7 protein-coding genes are annotated in these 20,670 nt (G+C 42.7%); 5 read left to right on the plus strand and 2 right to left on the minus strand.

The window, feature by feature from the left end; translation table 11 throughout:
• Positions 1–56 precede the first annotated feature (56 nt).
• From HMPREF0091_RS04340 to HMPREF0091_RS04355, 5 genes are all read left to right on the plus strand, one after another.
• On the plus strand, positions 57–983 hold the full coding sequence (locus tag HMPREF0091_RS04340; protein ID WP_006303061.1) for a 2-dehydropantoate 2-reductase: 927 nt from the start codon (positions 57–59) through the stop codon (positions 981–983).
• Positions 984–1,428: 445 nt separating this feature from the next.
• A complete protein-coding gene (locus HMPREF0091_RS06285) occupies positions 1,429–1,998 on the plus strand; it encodes a hypothetical protein (RefSeq protein WP_010242002.1) in 570 nt (189 codons plus the stop codon).
• Between the two features lie 53 nt (positions 1,999–2,051).
• Positions 2,052–8,153 (plus strand): FIVAR domain-containing protein, encoded by a 6,102-nt coding sequence (locus HMPREF0091_RS04350; RefSeq protein WP_010242006.1) that lies wholly within the window; start codon positions 2,052–2,054, stop codon positions 8,151–8,153.
• Between the two features lie 443 nt (positions 8,154–8,596).
• Positions 8,597–8,773, plus strand: a complete 177-nt coding sequence (locus tag HMPREF0091_RS06240; protein WP_006303064.1) for a hypothetical protein — start codon at positions 8,597–8,599, stop codon at positions 8,771–8,773.
• 311 nt (positions 8,774–9,084) lie between these two features.
• On the plus strand, positions 9,085–12,531 hold the full coding sequence (locus HMPREF0091_RS04355) for an InlB B-repeat-containing protein (protein ID WP_006303065.1): 3,447 nt from the start codon (positions 9,085–9,087) through the stop codon (positions 12,529–12,531).
• A 196-nt stretch (positions 12,532–12,727) separates the two neighbouring features.
• Here HMPREF0091_RS04355 and HMPREF0091_RS04360 read toward each other — a convergent pair whose 3' ends face one another.
• On the minus strand, positions 12,728–17,980 hold the full coding sequence (locus tag HMPREF0091_RS04360; RefSeq protein ID WP_232235978.1) for a hypothetical protein: 5,253 nt from the start codon (positions 17,978–17,980) through the stop codon (positions 12,728–12,730).
• Positions 17,981–18,588: 608 nt separating this feature from the next.
• Entirely contained in the window at positions 18,589–20,610 is a 2,022-nt protein-coding gene (locus HMPREF0091_RS04365; RefSeq protein WP_006303068.1) for an InlB B-repeat-containing protein, read from the minus strand.
• Positions 20,611–20,670: the final 60 nt, after the last annotated feature.

The raw sequence follows: 20,670 nt of genomic DNA on the forward strand, positions 1-20,670 counted from the left end.
TGCATGTTTTAACATATGGTATATAAAAAAGTAGTTTATTTACGAAAGGTGGAAATATGCGTATTTATATTGCAGGTTCAGGTGCTATGGGTTGTCGTTTTGGCTATCAGCTTCAACAAAGCGGTCAAGAAGTTATTCTGTTAGACAACTGGCAAGATCACATTGACGCCATTAAGCAAAACGGTCTTAAAATTGTGGGCGATAAACCCGATTGCGTTAAGATGACTATCATGCATCCAACCGAGGCACATGAAACTGCTGATTTCATCATCTTATTTACTAAAGCTATGCAGCTTCCCCAGATGTTAGAGGACATTAAACAAATCATCGGTGAGCACACAAAAGTTTTGTGCTTGCTTAACGGTTTGGGTCACGAGGACACCATTCGCAAGTATATTAAAGAAGAAAACATTTTGATGGGCGTTACCGTATGGACTGCAGGTCTTAAAGGTCCAGGTGTTGCCATTTTACAAGGTAAGGGCTCTATTAACTTACAAAGCTTTGACACATGCGGAAAAGAGTCTTCGGCTCAGATTGTAGACGTTATGAATCAAGCCGGCTTAAACGTTATCTATGACGAGGACGTTCTGCCTTCTATTTGGCGTAAAGCATGTGTTAATGGAACCATGAATTCTACGTGCGCGCTTTGCGACTGCACCATTGGAGAATTCTTTGCAACCGAAGATGCGCTGCATACCGTTCGTGCTATTATTCACGAGTTCTGTGAAGTGGGAATTGCATCGGGCGTTAAGCTTAACGAATCCGAAATTGTAGACTACGTTATGCATGTATCCGAAATAGCTGCACCTCATTATCCATCCATGCATCAAGATCTTGTGCAAAATCATCGTTTAACCGAAATTGACTTTATTAACGGTGCTGTTGCACGCCGTGGTAGAAAGCTTGGTATTCAAACACCTTATTGTCAGATGATTACCGATTTGATCCATGCAAAAGAGCACATTTTAGGCATTTCTAAATAGTCTGTTGTGACGTGCTTGTTATGACGAGTCTGTTGTGACGTGCCTGTATGACGTGCCTGTATGAACACTTGAATGGCGCACATCATAATCGCACGGTGCGCGTATAAGCACATGCTCAATCTGCGCACGCTCCACGTTTATACTCGTTGGTGTATGAGGTTACGCCCGCGCCTAAGAAACTTATAAATATGCCCTGCAGCACACATGTGTTGGCAGGGCATATTTTGTATATTAAGATATAAATCTTCTTATAAACATTATTGAGATAGACCAAAATGCGCACGTACTTACGCAGAAAAACACTTGTATACTCTGCAAATATTGCTACAATGGATATATTAGACTAGCACGGTTATCTCTATATTTACTATAGCTAAGTAGAGATAATACATAACAATAATCGCAATCGTTTGTGAAACTGTATCTCAAGCGAAAGGAAGTTTATATGGCTCGCAAACATCACGCTAAACACAGTAAAAATACTATACTTGCGTCTTCTGCGACAAAGTCGTTCTCCAAACTTTCTGTTGGAGCGGCAAGTGCCGTTGTTGGTGCTTCTCTTGCTTTAAGTGCTGCTCCTGCGCTTGCACAAGAAATGTCACCAACGGATGCGCAGCAGGCTGCCTCAACTCCATTGGCTCAACCAGCAAACTCTGCTGCAGCACAAAATCAGCAGGGAAGGAGTACTCTAAGTAGCAAGCCTTCTAACCAAAAGACGCCCAACACACCTGCCTCTGCGTTGCACACTACTCAATCAGCGCAAAAGAACACACCCACAAATACAACCACACCAACTGAACGCGCTGCTACATCCCAACAAACCGATCGCGCAGCTACCCCTGCACCACAGCCTCAAGTTTCAGATGAAGTAAATCTTTCAGCAGATACCAAAGATACTGTTCCCAATATGTATGCGTGGGGCTCATCGGATAATGTATTTATCGAGAACGGCCAAAATCATTCTGTTACGTTTAAATTTGCAAAGCCAACAGATGAAAAAAAATTACTAAGATAGCTATTTTCCCAGCTGACACTAATGGTGTTGATAATGTAAAGAGCAGAAAGTTTTTGGAATATTATTCTGATCCTAACAGCGCCAACGCACATCAGTCATATTCAGGAAAATATGCTTTTACGGCAAATGATGATGGATCGGCTACGCTTACCATGACTGCTCTTTATAGAGATAACAATATGGACGCAGAAAAATATGCTGCAAACCGTTGTATTTATGTGTACGGTAACAACAAGGAAGGCAAAGAAGTTCTGCTGTACAAAACAAACATTGTTCGTGCAGCAACACTTGTTCCACCTAAAACAGTTGGCTCAATTGTGCTGAAGTATAATGAAGAACTTACTGAACAACAAATTCAAGATAAGCTCAAGGCTGCTTTAGATGCTCCTACTGCTGCCAAGGATGGTAAGTCGGTTCGAGACCAGATTACAGCTGCAAGCAAGGCGTTTGGCGTTGGTGGACGCACTGGAGAGAATGGTAAATTCGTTCAGACGCCAGATGATCCTGATAAAAAAGTGGTTATTACTGACAAGCAAGCATATGACGCTAATCAGTTAGCCACCGTTATTAATAAGGTAGATGCATCAAAGACAGGCACGACAACAACATATGTTACAGGTGTTAATAACCTTAAGACCTACCTTGTTTCCGACCTTGGCTACAAGTCCGAGGCGCTTCCGCTTACGGTTGCGCGCTACGACACGCGTATCGATAAGCCCATCGTAGACGATGTGGACATCACGAAGCTCACAGACGATCAAAAGGCGGACATTTGCAAGAAGCTCGCTAAACTCAATCACGTTACGCAAGACAAAGTTACGTTTAACGATAAGGGCGAAGTTGTTATTAACTTTGATGGTGTAGACGCAAAAGACGCGCCTGTGATAGCTCTTAAAGATTTAGTTATTAAAAGACTTAAAACTGATGAGTATGTAGTTCCAACAGGTGATAAAGCAACCTATGTGGCTAATCCTTTGGGATATTCACAAGCAGAGCTTGCCCGTATTAAAAAGTCTATTTATGAGGCAAATAAAGATAATACAAAATTAGGTTTAAGCGCAACAGATTACGAAAAGCAAATTACGCTTTCCTACATTACAGGTGACCTTACTGGCGCAGGCGATGCTAATAAAGGTCGTTCAAATGGCTTACAAGAAAATAATATTAGTGTAACCATTAAAACTGATAAAGCACTTGCAGAGTTTACATCGGACATAACCAAAGATAAACTCACGCGTCTTCCTGATATTCGTACTGATTATAAGGTTGAACTGGTAAAGAATAAGCTCGATGGTCGCGACAGCGATGAGGGTTTCTCGTGGAGTGACGATAAACACACAACACTTATCTATCGCTATGACCCAACCAAAGCTCAGGCGTTTACCGCTCCTGATATTTTGAAACTTATCAAAGCTACGCCTAAGGATCAAAACACAGGTTTGCGTCCGCTTACAGGTGGCGAAACGCTCGATCACGAAGGTGCGGCCGGCAAGGCGCGCAAATCTCATATGGGATATGCAATTGATAAAAATGGTGAACCAACTACTGAGCTCACCCTTGGTATGATGAATGGCGCGTATTGGATAGGCAATCCGCAAGTTGCTAACTCAGATGTTAACTTGGGTAATGACCAATCAATAGCTGGAAAATATACATGGGATAACGAGGCTGGTCCTGTAACCGTAGCAGGTAAGAAAGATAAAATCTTTAAGACACGCCTTTTTGTTGCACCATATGCTTTAACATATTACCGCGGTATATATACAAATCCGTATCAAAAGAATCCCAATAACACACCTCGTGCTATTAACGTTATTTTTGTGCCTCAGACGAATCACAAAAAAGCAGATTTAACCAAGTCGATTGCCGAGCACAAAACCACTCATGTAGAAGGCATAGAGGTTCCAACACAATCTACCTACTATAATGCTTCTGACAGTGTAAAAAAGGCATATGAAGACGCCCTTAAAGTTGCGCGCCAAGCGCTTGAAAAAGCGGGGAATAAAGATGATTCTCAATTAGATGAACATCTTAAAGCCGATATTGATAATGCAACTATAACCTTAGAAAAAGCTCGTAAGGCACTTGATGGTACGCCAACCAATAAAGAAGGGCTTACTAAGTCACTGGATGCCCATGTGAGAGATGAATGGTCACAACAAGATGGTACGGGCACAGAGTCAACCGATAAATATAAGAATGTGTCTGAGCCCGACTTTAGAAATAGTGATGGTACGCCCAACACACAAAAAAATGCAGCTGCCAAAAAAGCTAAAGAAGCTTATGATAAAGCACTTGCCGAGGCAAAAAAGCTCAAAGATGACGAAAATGCAACTCAAGAAGCTGTTGATAATGCAAAAGCTCAGTTAGATGCTGCTCGTAATGAGCTTAACAAATACAGCACGAGTAAAGATAAACTGAATGCGGCTCTTGCTGAACACGGTCATGTGTTTACGTATACCGATGACACGCTTAATAAGCTTACCCCTGAACAAAAATTAGCAACCGCCAACCCAACGTATAAGAATGCAACTCCTGAAGAGCGTGAAGCATACGATAATGCGTTAGAGGAAGCTATGCGCTTGGCTAAAGACCCCGCTGCTTCGCAAAAAGAGGTTAATGAGGCAATTGCTAATCTTGAGGCTGCAAAACAAGCTCTTGATGCTAAGGCAACCAACAAAAGTCTGCTTGAAGCACAGCTTCAAACAAGCCGCGATCACGATGGCGATGCAGAAAATCAAAAGAGTGTATTCTACAAGAACGGAAAGGATCCAAACTACTTTGCTGACACTAACACCAAGTTCCCACAAGGTGTAGATAAAGAAGAGGCAAAGCAATACGCGGATAAGTATGACGAAGCTCTGGCAAAAGCAAAAGAAGTCCTTAATAACAAGGACGCTACACAACAGCAGGTAAATGAAGCACTGGCTCAGCTTAAACAGGCAGAGGAAAACCTTCACAAATTGCAAAGCGACGCAAGCGATTTAGTTAAAACACTTGCCGATAACTTTACGGGGTACTTACTGCCAGCGTACTTCAACGCATTTAACTTGTCACAAAGCAAAGATCCTGCTCTTGCACAAAAGGCTCAACAGGCCGCAAAAGACTTTAAGACATATAACGATGCGTATCACGCGGCAAAGCAGCTGCAGGAAAAGTTCAAAAATGCTGATCCAGCTCAGCGCCCCTCACAAGAAGAAATCAATACTGCAAAAACTATGCTTGAACACGCACGAGCAGTTATTGATAGCTATGCAACTGACACAAGTAAACTCTCTGTTGCTATTTTGAGTGATGTGGCTATTACTGCAAGCCCTGCATATAAGAATGCAAAAGCTCTTGCAGATAAGCAAAATCCTGCGCCTGAGGAGCAAGCACAGGTAGAAGCAGCTAAAAAGGCTGTTGAAGCATATACAAAAGCTATGGCAAAGATCCACCAAGCATTTGACAACCAGATGCCCAAAGATCAAAAAGACGGTCAAGATATCCCGGCTGATAAAGCTCCCGCTGCAAATGGAGATACTTCATCTCCAAATTATCTTGAGGGCATTCAAAGTCACGCTCAAGGTCAACCTCTTAATAAAGATGTAACCGACGCACTTGCAGATTTTAATAAAGCTCGCGAGGGTCTTAATGCATTTGCAACTCATACCGATGCTTTGCTGGATTCTGTTAATGAGCACAGCCTCACTGAACAAACTCCCGCATACAAAAATGCAATGCTTCCAAGGTTTCAAAAAGACGATGGCTCAGGCCCTGATACCGATAAAAACTATGTAGCGTATTTTGCAAAATCCAAGTATGACGACGCGCTTAATGCAGCGCGTGAATTGCTTAAGGATCCCACGGCAACACAAGACCAAATAGATGATGCAAAAAGGGACTTGGACATTGCACGCGCAATGCTTGATACGTTTAAAACCGACACTTCCAAACTTAAGGAAAGTGTTGAAAAGCATGGCAACATGCAAGATCCCGAATCTCCAGCCGCAAAAGAAGGCACGGTTACTTCTGACGCGTATCGCAATGCGTCCGATCCTCACTTCTTAACTGCTGATGGCAAGCCTGATGAGGACAAGAACAACGCCGCTAAGAAGGCTAAGGCTGATTATGACAAGGCATTGACAAAAGCTCAAGAGCTTTTGAAGAAGCATGACAGTGCAGATACGCCACAAGACGCAAAGCCAACGCAAAAAGAAATCAACGATGCACTTGAGGCTCTCGATAAAGCACGTACCAAGCTGGACGCGTACAAGACCGTTACTACTGATCTTGAGACGGAAATTAATAAGTCTACTCCTGAGCATGCTCCTGCTGCTACTGAAGGCGATTTCGAGTATACTCCTGAGTTCAAGAATGCTACTTACAAGCAAGGTGTTAAGCCCGATGCCGATCCTGCTGTTCAGCAGGCAAAAGCTGATGTTGAAACTTATAAGAATGCTTTGAAGACTGCACGTGAGTTACTTGCCAAGAAGGATTCGGCTACACTGAGCGAACGTCCAACGCAGAAGCAAATTGACGATGCACTTGCTGCCTTGAAGCAAGCTAAGCAAGCTATTACCAACGGCTATAAGACGAATACTGATAAGCTTACCGAAGCAAAAGATTATGCAAATGGTGACTTTAAAAAGACGCCTGAATATAAAAATGCAGACGCAATTAAGGGTGATAATGCTAACGCTAAACATGAACAGGCTGCAAAAGATGTAGATGGTACAGATGACAAACCTGGTTTAAATAAGCTTATAGAAAAGATAACCCAAAAGTTGCAGAATGCTAATAACCTTACTCAGCGTGAGGTTGATACGCTGCTTAAACAGCTTAAGAGTGCACAGAAGAAGATTGCTGACAACTACAAGACTGATGTTAAGCCGCTTGCTAACGAAGTAGGCGATAAGGATCAAGACGGCAATCCGATTGTGCCTGCGTTTGAAGAATCTGTTACCTATAAAAATGCGCTTGATAAGCAAAATTCAGGTGACGCAGACGCTACTGCAAAGCTTAAAGACTATAATGACAAGCTTGACGCAGCTCAGAAGCTCCTTGATAAGGTTGCAAATCCAGATCCAAATGCAAAGCCCGAAGATCGTCCAACAAACGCTGATGTAGCACAGGCACTTGAGGCGCTCAAGACTGCTAAAAAAGCTATTGATGATACATTTAAGACTAAACCTGGTGCACTCAAACTTGAAGCTGATGATAAGGATGAGCACGGAACTGCTCATAATCCTGCATTTGAGGCTACTACAGAGTATCAAAACGCTTTAGGCGAAAAGAATCCAGACGGCACGGATAATGCTGATGTACAAACATACAAGAAAGCTCTTGAACATGCAAAGAAGCTGTTGGAAAAATTTGATGAAACCGGCAATCCCAAAGCTGGCGCACAAGATGTTCCAACTCAAAAAGATGTTGATGAGGCTCTTGCAAACCTTAAGGATATAAAGGATAAAATTAAGAAGAATTACGTCACCAATCCGCATGATTTGCAAGAAGAGGTTGATAAGTCTAAAGATGGAGAAGATGACACAAGCGAAGATGCGTTTGAAAATACTCCTGAATTCAAAAATGTAAGTGATCGTGATGATGAAGCTGCAAAGAAGGCATTACAAGATTACACGACTGCTTTAAAGAACGCACGCGAATTGCTTGATAAGTTTGACCGTAGCACAGGTAAGCCAAAGGCAGGAGTAAGTGTTGTGCCTACGCAAAAACAACTCGACGATGCCCTGAAAGCTTTACAAAAAGCCAAGCAAGCCATCTTGGATGGTTATAAGACCGATACCAGCAAACTTGTTGCAGATGTGGATGCTGCGGTGGATGTAGACAATAAGGATTATCGTAATGCCTCGCGTGAAGCACAAGAGGCTTATGACAAAGCTCTTGCAGCCGCGCGCGCGATTCTTAAAAATCCCAAGGCTACTCAAGCAGAAATTGACGCCGCGCAAAGAGCCCTTATGCTTGCCAGTGATGCGCTGATGAAATCTGCACATCGTCCTAAACTTGCCTCACAACAAACTGCGCGTACAAATGCTCCTAAGCACCTTGCTGCAACCTCAGATCCAACAAACACGTTTGCCGTGATGGGTATGATTACCTCAGCATTTGGCTTTATATTTGCAGGCGCAAAGCGTAAACGTCAACGCAAGCAATAGAACAACTCTTGCGAGTTATCGGTGAATGTCTGGTTAAGCTTATACGTGGTGTAGATAGTATCCACGGGCTTAAACAGGTGTAGGATTAAAGCAAGTCAATCGCCTTGTTCCCTAGGTAAATGGGGAGCAAGGCGATTTTTTATGTTGGACATTGCGGTTTACGCAGACATCAACTAATCCAGCACACACTTACATCAGCGTTTGTGTCAACTTGTTTATATTTGTGCGTTATACCAGTGAGTACTTACGGTAATGCCTGCGTTAAAGTTGTATCCTTAATACGTTTCGTTTTACATATATGTCTACGATTTGTAGTAGAATCACACCACACATTCAGTTACAATACAATCTATAAGCTTGTAATCAGTTGACAAGACAAACGTTTTGTATGTATATCAGTGCTTAACTTCTTTATAAAAAGATTGCAACCTCTAGGAGATACCATGAGTAAACACGCCTCATCTACAAAGTACTCTTTTTCTCGTGTGTTACCGCGAGTTGTTCTATCAACTGTGCTCATTGGATCTTCGGTACCTAAATTTTCTTCTGCAGCTGGTTTAGATAAAACCACCGCTTATGCTCAAGGACAAAGCGTAAGCGGGGGGGGTATCAGCGTTTAGCCAATAAAGACGCGCAGGTACACATTGATATTTGGGTAGATGGCACTGCAGGTGATGACAACTCTGCAGGAGATGAACAACACCCCTTACGCACCCTTGATGAGGCAATAAAAAAGGCAGGCGCAACAGCTGCACAACATAAGACCATTGGAATTAAGGGTACCTATGCTCTCACTCACACAGTTTCGATTCCTGAAGGTGTAACGCTGTTTGTTGCTGCAAGTGGGGCCACTATACAAGGCACTGGCAATACCATTGATGGCCTTATTCTTCAAAATGGAGCAACGCTCACAGGTGCAGGAACGCTTACCATGACGGGCTTTAAAACAGCTCTGACCGCCAAAGAAGGCTCGCTTATTACTGATGGTACCTATGTATTTAAAAACAATGGTCAAGAAGATGGCTGTGGCATTTCTTTGCAAGGAAAAGTTCACGGAAGCACGGGTAAAGATAAGCTTACCATTACAGCTGATGATATCTGCGATACCGATTTTTATACAGACAGTGTTGTATTTGAAAATTGTACCGTAAGTGTAACATCGCAGACGCGTACGTGGTTTGACGCGCGCAATCTTACGCTTAAGAATGCTTGCCTAAGTGTTGCTGGCTTTGGCATGTCATACTATGTGAATAACCTTACCATGGAAAACTCTGAATTTACCATTAATAAACGCGGATGGCGTCATGCAACTGGTTTAACAATTCAAGGCAGCTCAACCATTAAAGACTCTACTATTACGGCAAATGCAGGTTCTACTGCAGGCATTTCGGTGGGTGCCCAAGACAAAGAAATCAACATTATAAATTCTACGCTTGTATTTAATAATGGTGGTACGGGTGGTCTTAATGTGAATACAGGTAAGGTGGTGCTTACCGATTCAACTATTAAAGGTAATGGTAAGAATAGCGGCGCATTATTTGGCGCGCAAAAGGATGGCTCTATAGAATTTTTAGGCAATTGCTTAGTAGAAACGCCTGCCGCAACTAATGCCGACACTGGTGCTGGCGTACAAAACCATTATATCGTTAAAGGCGGTTCCTATGCCCTCACGTATGAGCCAAACTACCATTCAAGTTTGGGAAGTACGGTTCCTGTCAATGGAGCGGAAAATGGTAACGAGCAGCTTTCGTTATTTACGCTTGCAGATAGCAGTGTTCGTATGCTTACACCACTTAACAAACAGGGCAATACGTATGAATATAAAGTAGAAAAAGCGTCTGCAGACTCCAAAAAACATGTATGGGTACCTGCTGCAACAGTCACTTTTTCACTTAACGAACCATCTGTTAAAGAACCTGTGCGCGCCCAATTTGCAGATGGCACAACAGAAGAGGTAAAAGCCTTCGCCATGCGCGGATATTCACTAAGCGCAGCTCAGAGTGTGGCAGGAGGTAGTGTATCTACTCCGAGCGATCCTATGGCTGCTGGTTATAAATTTTTAGGCTGGTTTTATAAGGATGCCAATGGAGTAGAACAAGCATTTGACCCTTCCACAGTGGTTACCACCGATACGGCTGTTTATGCAAAATGGGAAAAAGATCCCACATCGTATGCAGTTGTATATCATAATGCAGATACTCAAAATGCAGCCAGTTACATGGTATCAGGCAATAATGCACAGCGCGCACAAAAAGTTTGCTCAATAGAAGAGGTTATCAAGAGCGTACCTAAGTTTGTTCCATATGGAAAAACATTTGTTGGATGGTCAACAGATCCTCAAGACGCTACAAAAATTGTTGAAGTTGGAAGCATGCTGTCTATACCTCAAGATGTTCAAACTCGTGATCTTTATGCGGTATGGAAAGACAAAACTGTATCGATTAAATTCTCTGCAAATGGTGGTGTTTTTGACGCGCAAAGCATTTTTAAGACGCACCCCGATGTTTTTGACATCACTAAAGACTCAACCGGTGGAGAGGTAGCTGTTGTAAAGAAATCGGCTAAAATATCTGACAAACTGACGCTTAACGCTTTGCTTCAATCGTGTGGAGATGGAAGTGTTTCGGCAGCAAGCGATGGATTAAACACCCCTGAGAGTTCAGATTCTGCTGCATATAAGACTCTTGCAGCTAAACCTTATCATGTATTGGACAATCAAAAAGAAGAAAAATCTGTCTTTGGATTTGTGTATAGCACGCTCTATAAATATTGGTTTAGCGATGTAGAGGGCAATGCTGCTACAACAATATCAGGCGACACCAAGCTTGATAATGATTACACCTATTATCTTAAGTGGAAACTTGCACCTCATGTTGAGCAAATACACGCCGATACCTCTATTCCAGCTGATATACTTGTGGGAACAGATACGGCACATAAGCAACCATATGAGGTAATTCCTGGTCAAACGGTTGATTTTACAGGTGCTATTTCTTCTGCGGTTGTTAAAGATCAAATGAAAAACATTGAGGCTAAATTTAGTGCAACTAAACAAAGCGACTACAAAAACATTGCACTTTCAGATATCAAATCAAGTTTTGTAGCAACGTTTAAAGTTCCTCAAGGGCTTTCACTTCCTGATAACCTCAAACCAAGTGATATAAGTACCGAGGGATTTTCGGATACCTTTAGTGTTTCGCATGTTGAAGTAAAAGACAACACGGCAATGGTAACCTTGCAGCTTAAAGACGGAATACAGAACTATGAAGAGCTTCAAACTGCGGTTCAGAAAAACCTTAATGATACTATGAAGTTAACCATTCATGGGGTTAAAGTGCATAAAGACTTTACGGGTACAGCTCAAGTATCAGGTAGTGTTCAAGGATCGTTTTCTGCCGTTGCTACCAAAGATACAAATGGATCTAAAACTATTAAACTCTTTTCATTTACCTGGAAAGGAGTGCAAACCGAAGAGGGTAGAGATTCAAGCACCACAAGTGTTGATGATGGAATTTTGTTTTCGGTAGCAGCGCAACAGCCGATTTCCACTCAGTTATATGGAGACCTGTTACTAGCAGATGATACCGAACACACGGCTGTTCCTTATGTATCACCAGATACGCCCTTTACGGTAACAGGTGCTTTATGCGCAACACAGATTAAAGACCAGATGAATGCTATAGAGACTGTATATCCAAATCTTAATCACAAAGATATTGCACTTGATATACAAAACTTTGAGTTTACCGCAACATTTAGCGTTCCCGAAGGTATGAACTTACCAAAAACAGTAACTAAAGATACCGTCCGCGCGGTTGATTTTGGTGATGGTTTTGTTGTTAAAGACGTGGTAGCTTCAGGCAATACTCTTACGGTAACGTTTGCGCTGAAAGACGAGGCTTCTCTTAAAACGTATGATGACCTTGAAAAAATAGTTGATGCTGCTGGAGGAAAAAGTGGTTGGATGAAACTTGTGGTTTCGGGCGTAAGCGTTGATCCAAATGTGGAAGACGCTACTCGGCTCACCATGAAAGGAACGGTACACGGAACATTTGCTGCAGCAGCAACTTCTAAAGGTGGTGTACGTAAAGTATTTTCGTTTGTATGGAATGCCACTCAGTGGCCCGATGGTAAGGATAAACTTGCTACCGATGATGAAACGATTCAGTTAAGCGTGCTCGTCAAAAAGCCCCAAACAGAGCCTCATACCACGCCTGACACACATACCCCCTCTGTACACAAGCCACACGGCGATTCGCATACTCCGCAAACATCAGATTCACTTGCAGGCTTAGCTACATTATTGCCTCAAGGTATTGCGTCGGGCATTATGTTAGTTACGGGGGCTCTGCTTCGCAAAAGACGTCATAATAAATAACGATTTCTATTCGTTATAGCATATCGCAACATTGCATATAGCTGCATATTTGGCTGTATGCAATGTTTTTATAGGTACACTTTTATCCTTAATGAAAGAAAGCACATCTGTTTTCGTATGTATAAAAAACCTCCTGCAAAGTTTAACTTTGCAGGAGGTTTACTCATACGCACATATCAAGCTGATTTAGAGCATATTAAGAATCTCTTGAATCTAAATGCTTTTTAGAGGCGTGGTTGGAGCCGTGGCGTTCCTTCTTACGTGCAAGTGCAACAGCTGTTATCATGCCTACACCCATACCCAAAAGTCCTGCTGCATGTGCTGCAAGCGTTGGATCTGATGTTTGGGGAAGACGTGCATGACGAGGTGTTCCTGTTCCTACCTTTGGTAAAGCGGGCTTATCATAGACTGCTGGAGCTTGAGGATGAGTGGTTTTGTGTGGACGTGTAACTACAATGCGTACGGTAATGTCTTTCTTGAGTCCATAAGATGTTCTGCCGTATGCATCTGCTTGTCTTTCATCTACTGCTTCAAAGTGAAGCTCTATGACACGCTGTTCTTCTCCGTCTTCCCAGTCGTTTATATGAGCGGTACCGCTTATGGTACAGGTCTCACCTTCACAGTTTACATGTATGCCATCTGGAACTATAGAGCCTGCCTTAAGGCGTGGGTGGTTTTGTACATCTCCTATAAGCTTTGTAGTAAATGGTTGCTCGGCTTCTGTTGTGCTTTCAAGCGTAAAGTGTGCAATAGGAAGCTTATGGAAGTGAGCAAGATATACTACATCTCCCTTATCGTTAGCGACAAGCTTTTGCCAATCAAAGAAGGTATAACCTGTATCAGCTTGGGTTGAAGGAACACCTATTTCTTCGTTTCCTTGTGTATGAGCACTACGAAGCTCTTTGTCAAAGTACAGAAGTGCATTAGGATCAATGGTATAGCCACGACGTACATAAAACGTTGTAAATGGAGACGTAAGGCGTCCATGATCGTTCAGGGCAACGCGATACATAACCTTAGTGTAGTTATGCTTTATAAATTCTGCTTCTGGTGTGTCTTGTGCTGGGAAGTGCTGTTCTGGTATAACACGAGGCAGAACACGAACAGGAACATTTACCCATATCGTTTCTGTCTTGAACAAAGGATTACCCTGTTTATCTCGCTTAGGTGTACCGTCTGCATTCATATCCCATGCATCGGTGTAATACATAAGACCAAAGCGAACATTATAGGTACCGGCTTTATCGGTCTTAATGTTCTTGTAGCCGTCTTCAGCGGTCTTCCATCCAGCAAAACGCTTGTTAATGGTGCGATCGGTAAATGCCTTAAGAGCATTAATGGTAAGTTGATTACCATGTGCGTCTAGTTGAGGCTTACCTGTTTTAGGGTCAACTTTTGTAATATCTTCTACCATGTTGGCATAGGCTGGCATAGCGTCGCCTACAGTTACTACCACATCATTTTTAACGTGAATCTGTGGCAGCTCACTTTGACGTGCGATAAAGGTACGAGCACGCGTAGGTTTGCGATCGGCAATGTCTTGCGGATCGGTAATTTCTTTGCTGTTTGCGTCGTATATTGTCCAGTCGATGAACCCTGAAAGCTGTTTTTGCATAGCTTCAATGGTATCTTTGATAGAACTACCGCTTTTAACGTACTTGATATAAGGATCACGCGATCCATCTTCCCAGGTATGACCAGGTGCTGGCAGAACAGCCACGGGAACATATCCTGCAGGAACCGTATCAACCTCACTTGAGTCAAGGATGTGGTAGACCTTCTCAAATATGGCGCGATACGTTGTTTTACCTTTAAATTGCTCGGTTATCGCACGCTTATCGGGGCTAATATCAACTTGTGGATCTGTACCTGTCTGGTTTGCATTAACTTTTTCCCAACCAACAAACTTATAGTCAAAGCCTTTACCCTGGTTGTCTTTTTGGTTAAGTTTAGCCAATACCTGCGGCACACTAATCTTTATCTTTGTGGTTCCTGTTTGGTCTGCTACTACGTAGCGTGTAAATGACTTTTTGGTATCACCACCAAGTAGCTCTCCTTGAGCTTCGTCGGATTCAAACGCTACGGGAACATAATGATTCTTGAACAGCGTCTCTTCTTCGGTAAGTGCAGGCGCTGTGGGGTTGGCTTGTGTTTTGGCATCTATGCTATTGATAAGAGTTTCTGCAGCTTCGGCACTCAAAGTCTTTGGCATAACTTTAAGTACAGACGTCAAGCGGTATTCTTTGTTCTTATCGGTATCTTTATGTTTAATAATTGCCTTAAAGGTAACGGTATAGGTACCTGCTTTTGCCGTAGAAGGAGAGCTTGTATATTCAATGCTTATGGCATCGTCGTCGGGCTTACCATCGTTATCGTCATCTTTTAAGGTGTCTTGCAACAGTTCTTTCATATTTTCTATGTAGTCGCGCGCTTGTGGCAGATTTGCTCCAGTAAGAACCGCACGCTCACTCATAAGACGAGGGATAACAACGTCTGTTTGATGTGCAACAAACTCTTGGAATGCATTATTAGCAAGCCATTCACCGGGTTTATCTCCTACATGTTCATCACCTGCAATACCTTGCATAGAGCTCTTGGACCACGAACCCTGATAGCCGTACAACTGTGCACCTAAATAATCAAGAATAGATGTTTTACTTGTATCGCCATCTGCAATAGGCACTCCATTCTTATCAAGCTTAGAAATGTCCATACCCTTGCGGATATAGTACACCTTAGGACCTGCAGTGCCATCTTTCCAAATGCGTCCATTTGCTGGTTGGAAGGATACAACAACACTGTCAGGTGGAACATTTCCGTTATCACTTTGCTGGGTGATATAAGGAATCTTTTCATAAACAGCCTGGTAAATGATATTACCCGTTGGTTTGGTAATCTGCTCATAGCGAGCTTGTGGCAAAATGTTGGGCTTAAAGGTTTTAAAGTCGGTCACATCTGGCTGTGTTGGATCGTCCACAATACGCCATCCACGGAAGACCCAGTGATATCCTGCTTGTGTATAGTCTTTTCCTGTAGCCGAAGGAAGATCAAGCTGGTAATTTTCAGGAGCTTTATCGCCTGTGTATACATAGGTTTCAAGCGTTTCGGATTCGCCTTGTGGACTCGTTTGATCTTTTCCTGTGAGCACGCCTTGTTGCGTATGAGATGTAAACGTAATCTTTTTGTACTTGTTGGCATATTCTGCTGGGTAACCCTTTGCATTGAACTCTTTACCAAACATCAGCTGCGGCATCACTTCATAGAAGAAAGGTACCATCTTTGATATGCGGCTCTTTTCGCGACCTGCGGTAACTTTGATAAAAATCTTATGTTCACCAGGCGTTTTTATATCAAGGAATGCTTTGTTACCATGCTCATCGCAAAATTCATAGGTTGCTGCACGTGCTCCAGTTTCGTTATCGTCTGCGTCAGCATAGATATTGTTATTGGCAATGAGATCTTTAGCACTTTGATTTGCTTGTAGTAAAAGATGACCTGGTAGAACATAGCGTTTTTCAACAGCTTTAGGTTCGATCATTTCAAAGTGTTTAATATAGGTTCTATCTTTCGCGTCACGGCCCTTAAATTCAAAGTCGCCTTTTTCTTCAAAGCCCTTATCGGGTACCGCAACAGGAGCTTCAATAACGTTATCTTTGTACTTATCAAGTACAACAACATTGGTGAGTGTATCAAGCGTTTCTGTTTTAGTGCCACCACGTCCGTCAGAAATTTGGCGCGACAAGCGACCGTTTTGATCGGCTGAATAGGTAACTTTGTAGTAGCCCTCGGGCGCCTCGGTCGTGGTATCGCCACCAACAAAAGCAATCTGCGTTTTAGTAAAGTGAGCGGTATACACTACCTTGTAGGGGAATTCCTCCGAGTATACGGGCAAACGATTTGCACCGTCAACACTTGTTTCGCCTTTTGCAAATACTACTTTAGAGGTCCAACCTGTAAAGGTATAGCCCTCTTTTGCATGAGGTGTGGGTAGTGGTGCCTCATACGCTTTAATTCCTTTAACAACATCAAAGGTAAGGGTATTGGTTGTTTTGCCTGTGTCACCTGTATTAGTTCCATTAAACGGAGCTAAGTTTCCACCGTCTGTATGCGAAGGCGTAGAAATTACTTTACCGTTTTGCATGGAAAGTTCTGTAGTCTGCGTATCAAATTGCAGGCGAGAATAATCATCGGGCGTTATTTGGTCACCGTTGGTGCGTGAAAGAATACGAACGTCATCATAGATAAAATCTACGTCGTAGTTGTTCTTGTATGCGCCGTGTTCGTCTGCTTCAAAATGAAGCTGACGAGCCAGTGCTTGGTTGCTTTGTAAGCGATAACCAAGAATCGTTTTGGCGTGAGCCACGTCAAAGGTAAGTCTATTGGATACAAAGACTTCGGGCGTGCGAAGCTCATGCCCCGCAGCGTCTTTATAGTGGACGGTAAAGCGCCGTATTGCATATGGGGTATATACAAATTCTGCGTTGTTATTCTTCTCGTCCTCGCTCACCATAAATGTTGTATAGGTATGGTCAGGATAATAGTTGCCACTGCGATAGACTGCCTCTGCAGCATAACTTGAACATGGCCTTAAATTAGTAAGTACGTTTGTTTGGATGTCGGCAACCATCTTTTTAAGTTCTTCTTGGTTGTTAGTATCCTTAGCTTTTTTGTAGTCTTCTGCCGTATATCCTTCTCGTAAAAAGACGTGAGACATAGTACCAGATACACGTTTATCCTCTATCCATTGAGCTTTAATGTGAAGATCTTCAAGAATGGGGGAACTAAATGCAAATGGCAGCCACTGTACGCTTCCATCTGGTTTGATGTATTGTTGCATCCATCCGTTAAAAATATAACCTGGACGCTCGGCAACCGCAGGGAAGCAATCTTGCTCGGTGGTGGTTTGATCGCCTTGAACGCCTAATTTAGCGCGTTTGGCATGACCTGCATGTTTAACTTTTACGAGTGTATGTTCAGGTGCGTCTGGGCGCGCCATATCAACATCTATGGTGTGAATGGTGTCAACGCGCTTCCAACTTGCATAGAGCGTAATGCCGTTTGTTTCGAGCGGAATATTTCCAAGAACTTTTGCAATTTCTTCGGGAGATTTCTTAAGAAGATCCGCTAGTTCTTGAGCAGTATAGGCGGTGCCGTCTGCTTTTGTAGTGGCAAGCTTGTTGGTACCTGTGGGATCAAGCGACCAACCTGCAAATTCGTAGTCTTCGGGAATGTTGTCAGGACGCGAAAATGTGTATGTTTTGTCGTTAAGAGTAAAGGTATAGCTTGAAGCAAAGTGCTTGCCAGTGGCAGGCGGATTCTTGGTAACACCTTCATTATATTTATGTGCAAATTTTCTTACGTTTGTGCCGTAAGGTTCTTGTGTGCTTGCTTGCGTATTGCTTGAATCTTTTACCTGTGTGATTTCATCAACATTAAAGCGAACGCTCACATTTTTGCGCTTGTACTCGAAGATCAAAAGGCCATTTTCTTCGAGATCACTGTCGTCAGAGCCTTTTGACGTAAAGACAAGATGAGGGAATTTTTGTTCAACCCATTCTCTAAACTCATCATCAGAACCGTCAGGATCATCTTCTTCTTCGGGGTGGTCTTTTTTCCATACATCTGCAAGCTCGTCGGCAAGCTTATTGTAATAATCGTCTTCGTCGTAATTATCTGTTAGATTTTTAGTTTTGTTAAGCGCCTCAAAGCCTTCGATGGTGGGGGCCCCGTAGTCGTAGCTACTGTTCAGCGTGTCGTCTTTGGTATAGCTGAGCTCAGAGACTACGTATTCACGATTGCTGTCATCGTTTCTGCGGGCAGATTCTTCGGTTTCAAGCTTAACCAGAACATGTATTGATCCTGCCTGACCGCTGTTTGCATCGGGAACAAGAACACGCTGATAAGGTGTAAGCTTTTCTCCAAAAAGGCGAATCTTATCCTGTGAAAAGGCTGTAGTATCTTTATTGGCTTTCGGTGCTATAAAGTGTTTTTCGTCAAAGCGGTAGGGTGGTGTGTCTATATAGATAACTTTACCAGCGTCGTTTGCAACTCTCCAACCTAAACCAAATGAGGGCGAGTCGTCGTCTTCTGTTGTGTATCGTTTTGTTTCGACATCTGTTGGAAAACCACTTGTGTAATGAATGGTTTGTCCAAAGCGATAGGTAACTTTATAGAGCTTGCTCTTATCGGTATCGTTATATTCCTTACCATCTTTTGTGATGGTAATGTGCTTAACCCTATCAAACAGTTTATTAGTTGAGCCATTTTTTTGATATCAGCATTCGCAAAAATAAGCTCGTAGGTGCGTCTATTAAATACTTTATTAACGACGGTTGTTCCATCGGGACGTATTTTGGTGCGCTCGCGCGTCTCTTGTGAACCAAAATATTCAGGCTCGGTGCCTTCATTCATTTTGGTAGTAAGGGATTTGGTTGTATCGTCTTCCATAAAGTATTTGGAAAAATCATCTTGATTAGTGATGTTCCCACGTAAATTAGCATCAGGCCATTGCAGCTTGGTGATATCGTTTTGTCCTAAGTTTAAGTCTTGTTCACCAATGGTTGTATCGGTTTTACCCTGCTTGTGTACCTGACCAATAAAGTCATAGTTTTCTATATTGGTAGGGTCATCGGGTTTAGGAAGATCGGCCTTTTGAACCCATATATTAACGGTGTATTGTGCTTTTTCTGACGCTGGTTTCCAATGTGCAACAAAATGCACATCGTAATCAGGCATTTTGTCTAGAAGTGTGGCGTTAGTACTGGTATCAGGTGTTGAGGAATTGGCACTTGATGCGTTCTTGCCAGGTGTTTCGCGCGTCCAGCCTGTAAAGGTATAACCTTTGCGTGTGGGAGTAGGAACCGCGTCAACTTTCATTCCGTATAAAAACATCTTTGATTGAATAGCATTGCCACCATGGGTATCGTAAGATACTTCATGTCTATTAAGTAAATAGCGCAACTCAAGAACAAGATGCTTTTTTGCAAGTGATGGATTATTCAAATTGTTGTCATCATCATCTGAATAATCTTCATCGTCAGGAATGGGGGAGTTAATAAGATTTGGCTCGGGCGTATAGCCTTCGATAGTTACTGGTTGAGCATAGAGGTTTTGTCCAACTACACCTTTTGCCTTACTTACTCTAATCGTGTGAGATTGACCCTGTTTATCCTTAATAGTAATTTGCTCGTTAATGCCTGTGAACTCAATGAACTTTTGGGGGTCATTGGGATCTTGGAGCATGTGACGCACATAATACGTAATAGTCTTAGGGCGATAATTAACCGTAAAGTTAGAAATAATATTGGTATCGGTAGACGTAATGGTATTTTTATGAGCTTCAATTAAGGCGCGGTCTATTTTTATGTACGATTGTACCGACGCGTCTTTTTTGGTATCAATAATGTATTTCCCGTTTTCTTTAATGTACGCGCCACGTTGCGCGCGATAACCTTTTGTTTCTACAACAGGAATATAGAGTCCTTGATCGCTGGGATCACTTATCTTGGTAAGTTCGTCATCGGTAAAGGTAAACTCTGTTGGTTGTAAAAGCTGTTTTTGGCTATAGCCTTCAACGCAGTATGTAACTGTAAACGTGTAGGTTTTTTTGCTGTCTTTTTCACGCTTTACCTGGGTGTTTGCCTCTTCTTGCGAATGTGCCGAAGGGTTTTTATCGTTTGGAGTAATAACTTGGTTCCCACCTTGTGCAGGCGCTGGCTGTGTTTGCGCTTGTGGGGTGGTCTGGGCGTTTGCCTGAGTGTTAGGCTGGGTGCCTGCGGGTGAGTTTACGGGTGCTTGTGGGGTATCTGCTTGTGTAACAGATCGTTCGCTCTTTTGCGTATGTGCCGCGTTGTCTGCGGCTTTGTTGGTGCCTGCGGGCGATGAGTTTTGAGGCGTGGATTGCACCGTGTCTGTCTGTGTGGCTTGTAGCGTTTCTGCTTGAGCAACAGGAGCTAAAGCAATAGTTGATGCGATTGCTACGGATGCTGCTACACCAAGTTTTGCTGTGGTTTCGGTTGAAATAACCTCGTTATTCAGTTTTTTCTTGGCATGCTTTTGCAAGCGCGTCTTGTGTGTCATGTTGTAATCACCCAAACTTTACGACTTTAACATATGAATATAAATATAAATATTAATATT

Origin of the sequence: Fannyhessea vaginae DSM 15829 (assembly GCF_000159235.2) — a bacterium.
Lineage (GTDB): Bacteria > Actinomycetota > Coriobacteriia > Coriobacteriales > Atopobiaceae > Fannyhessea > Fannyhessea vaginae.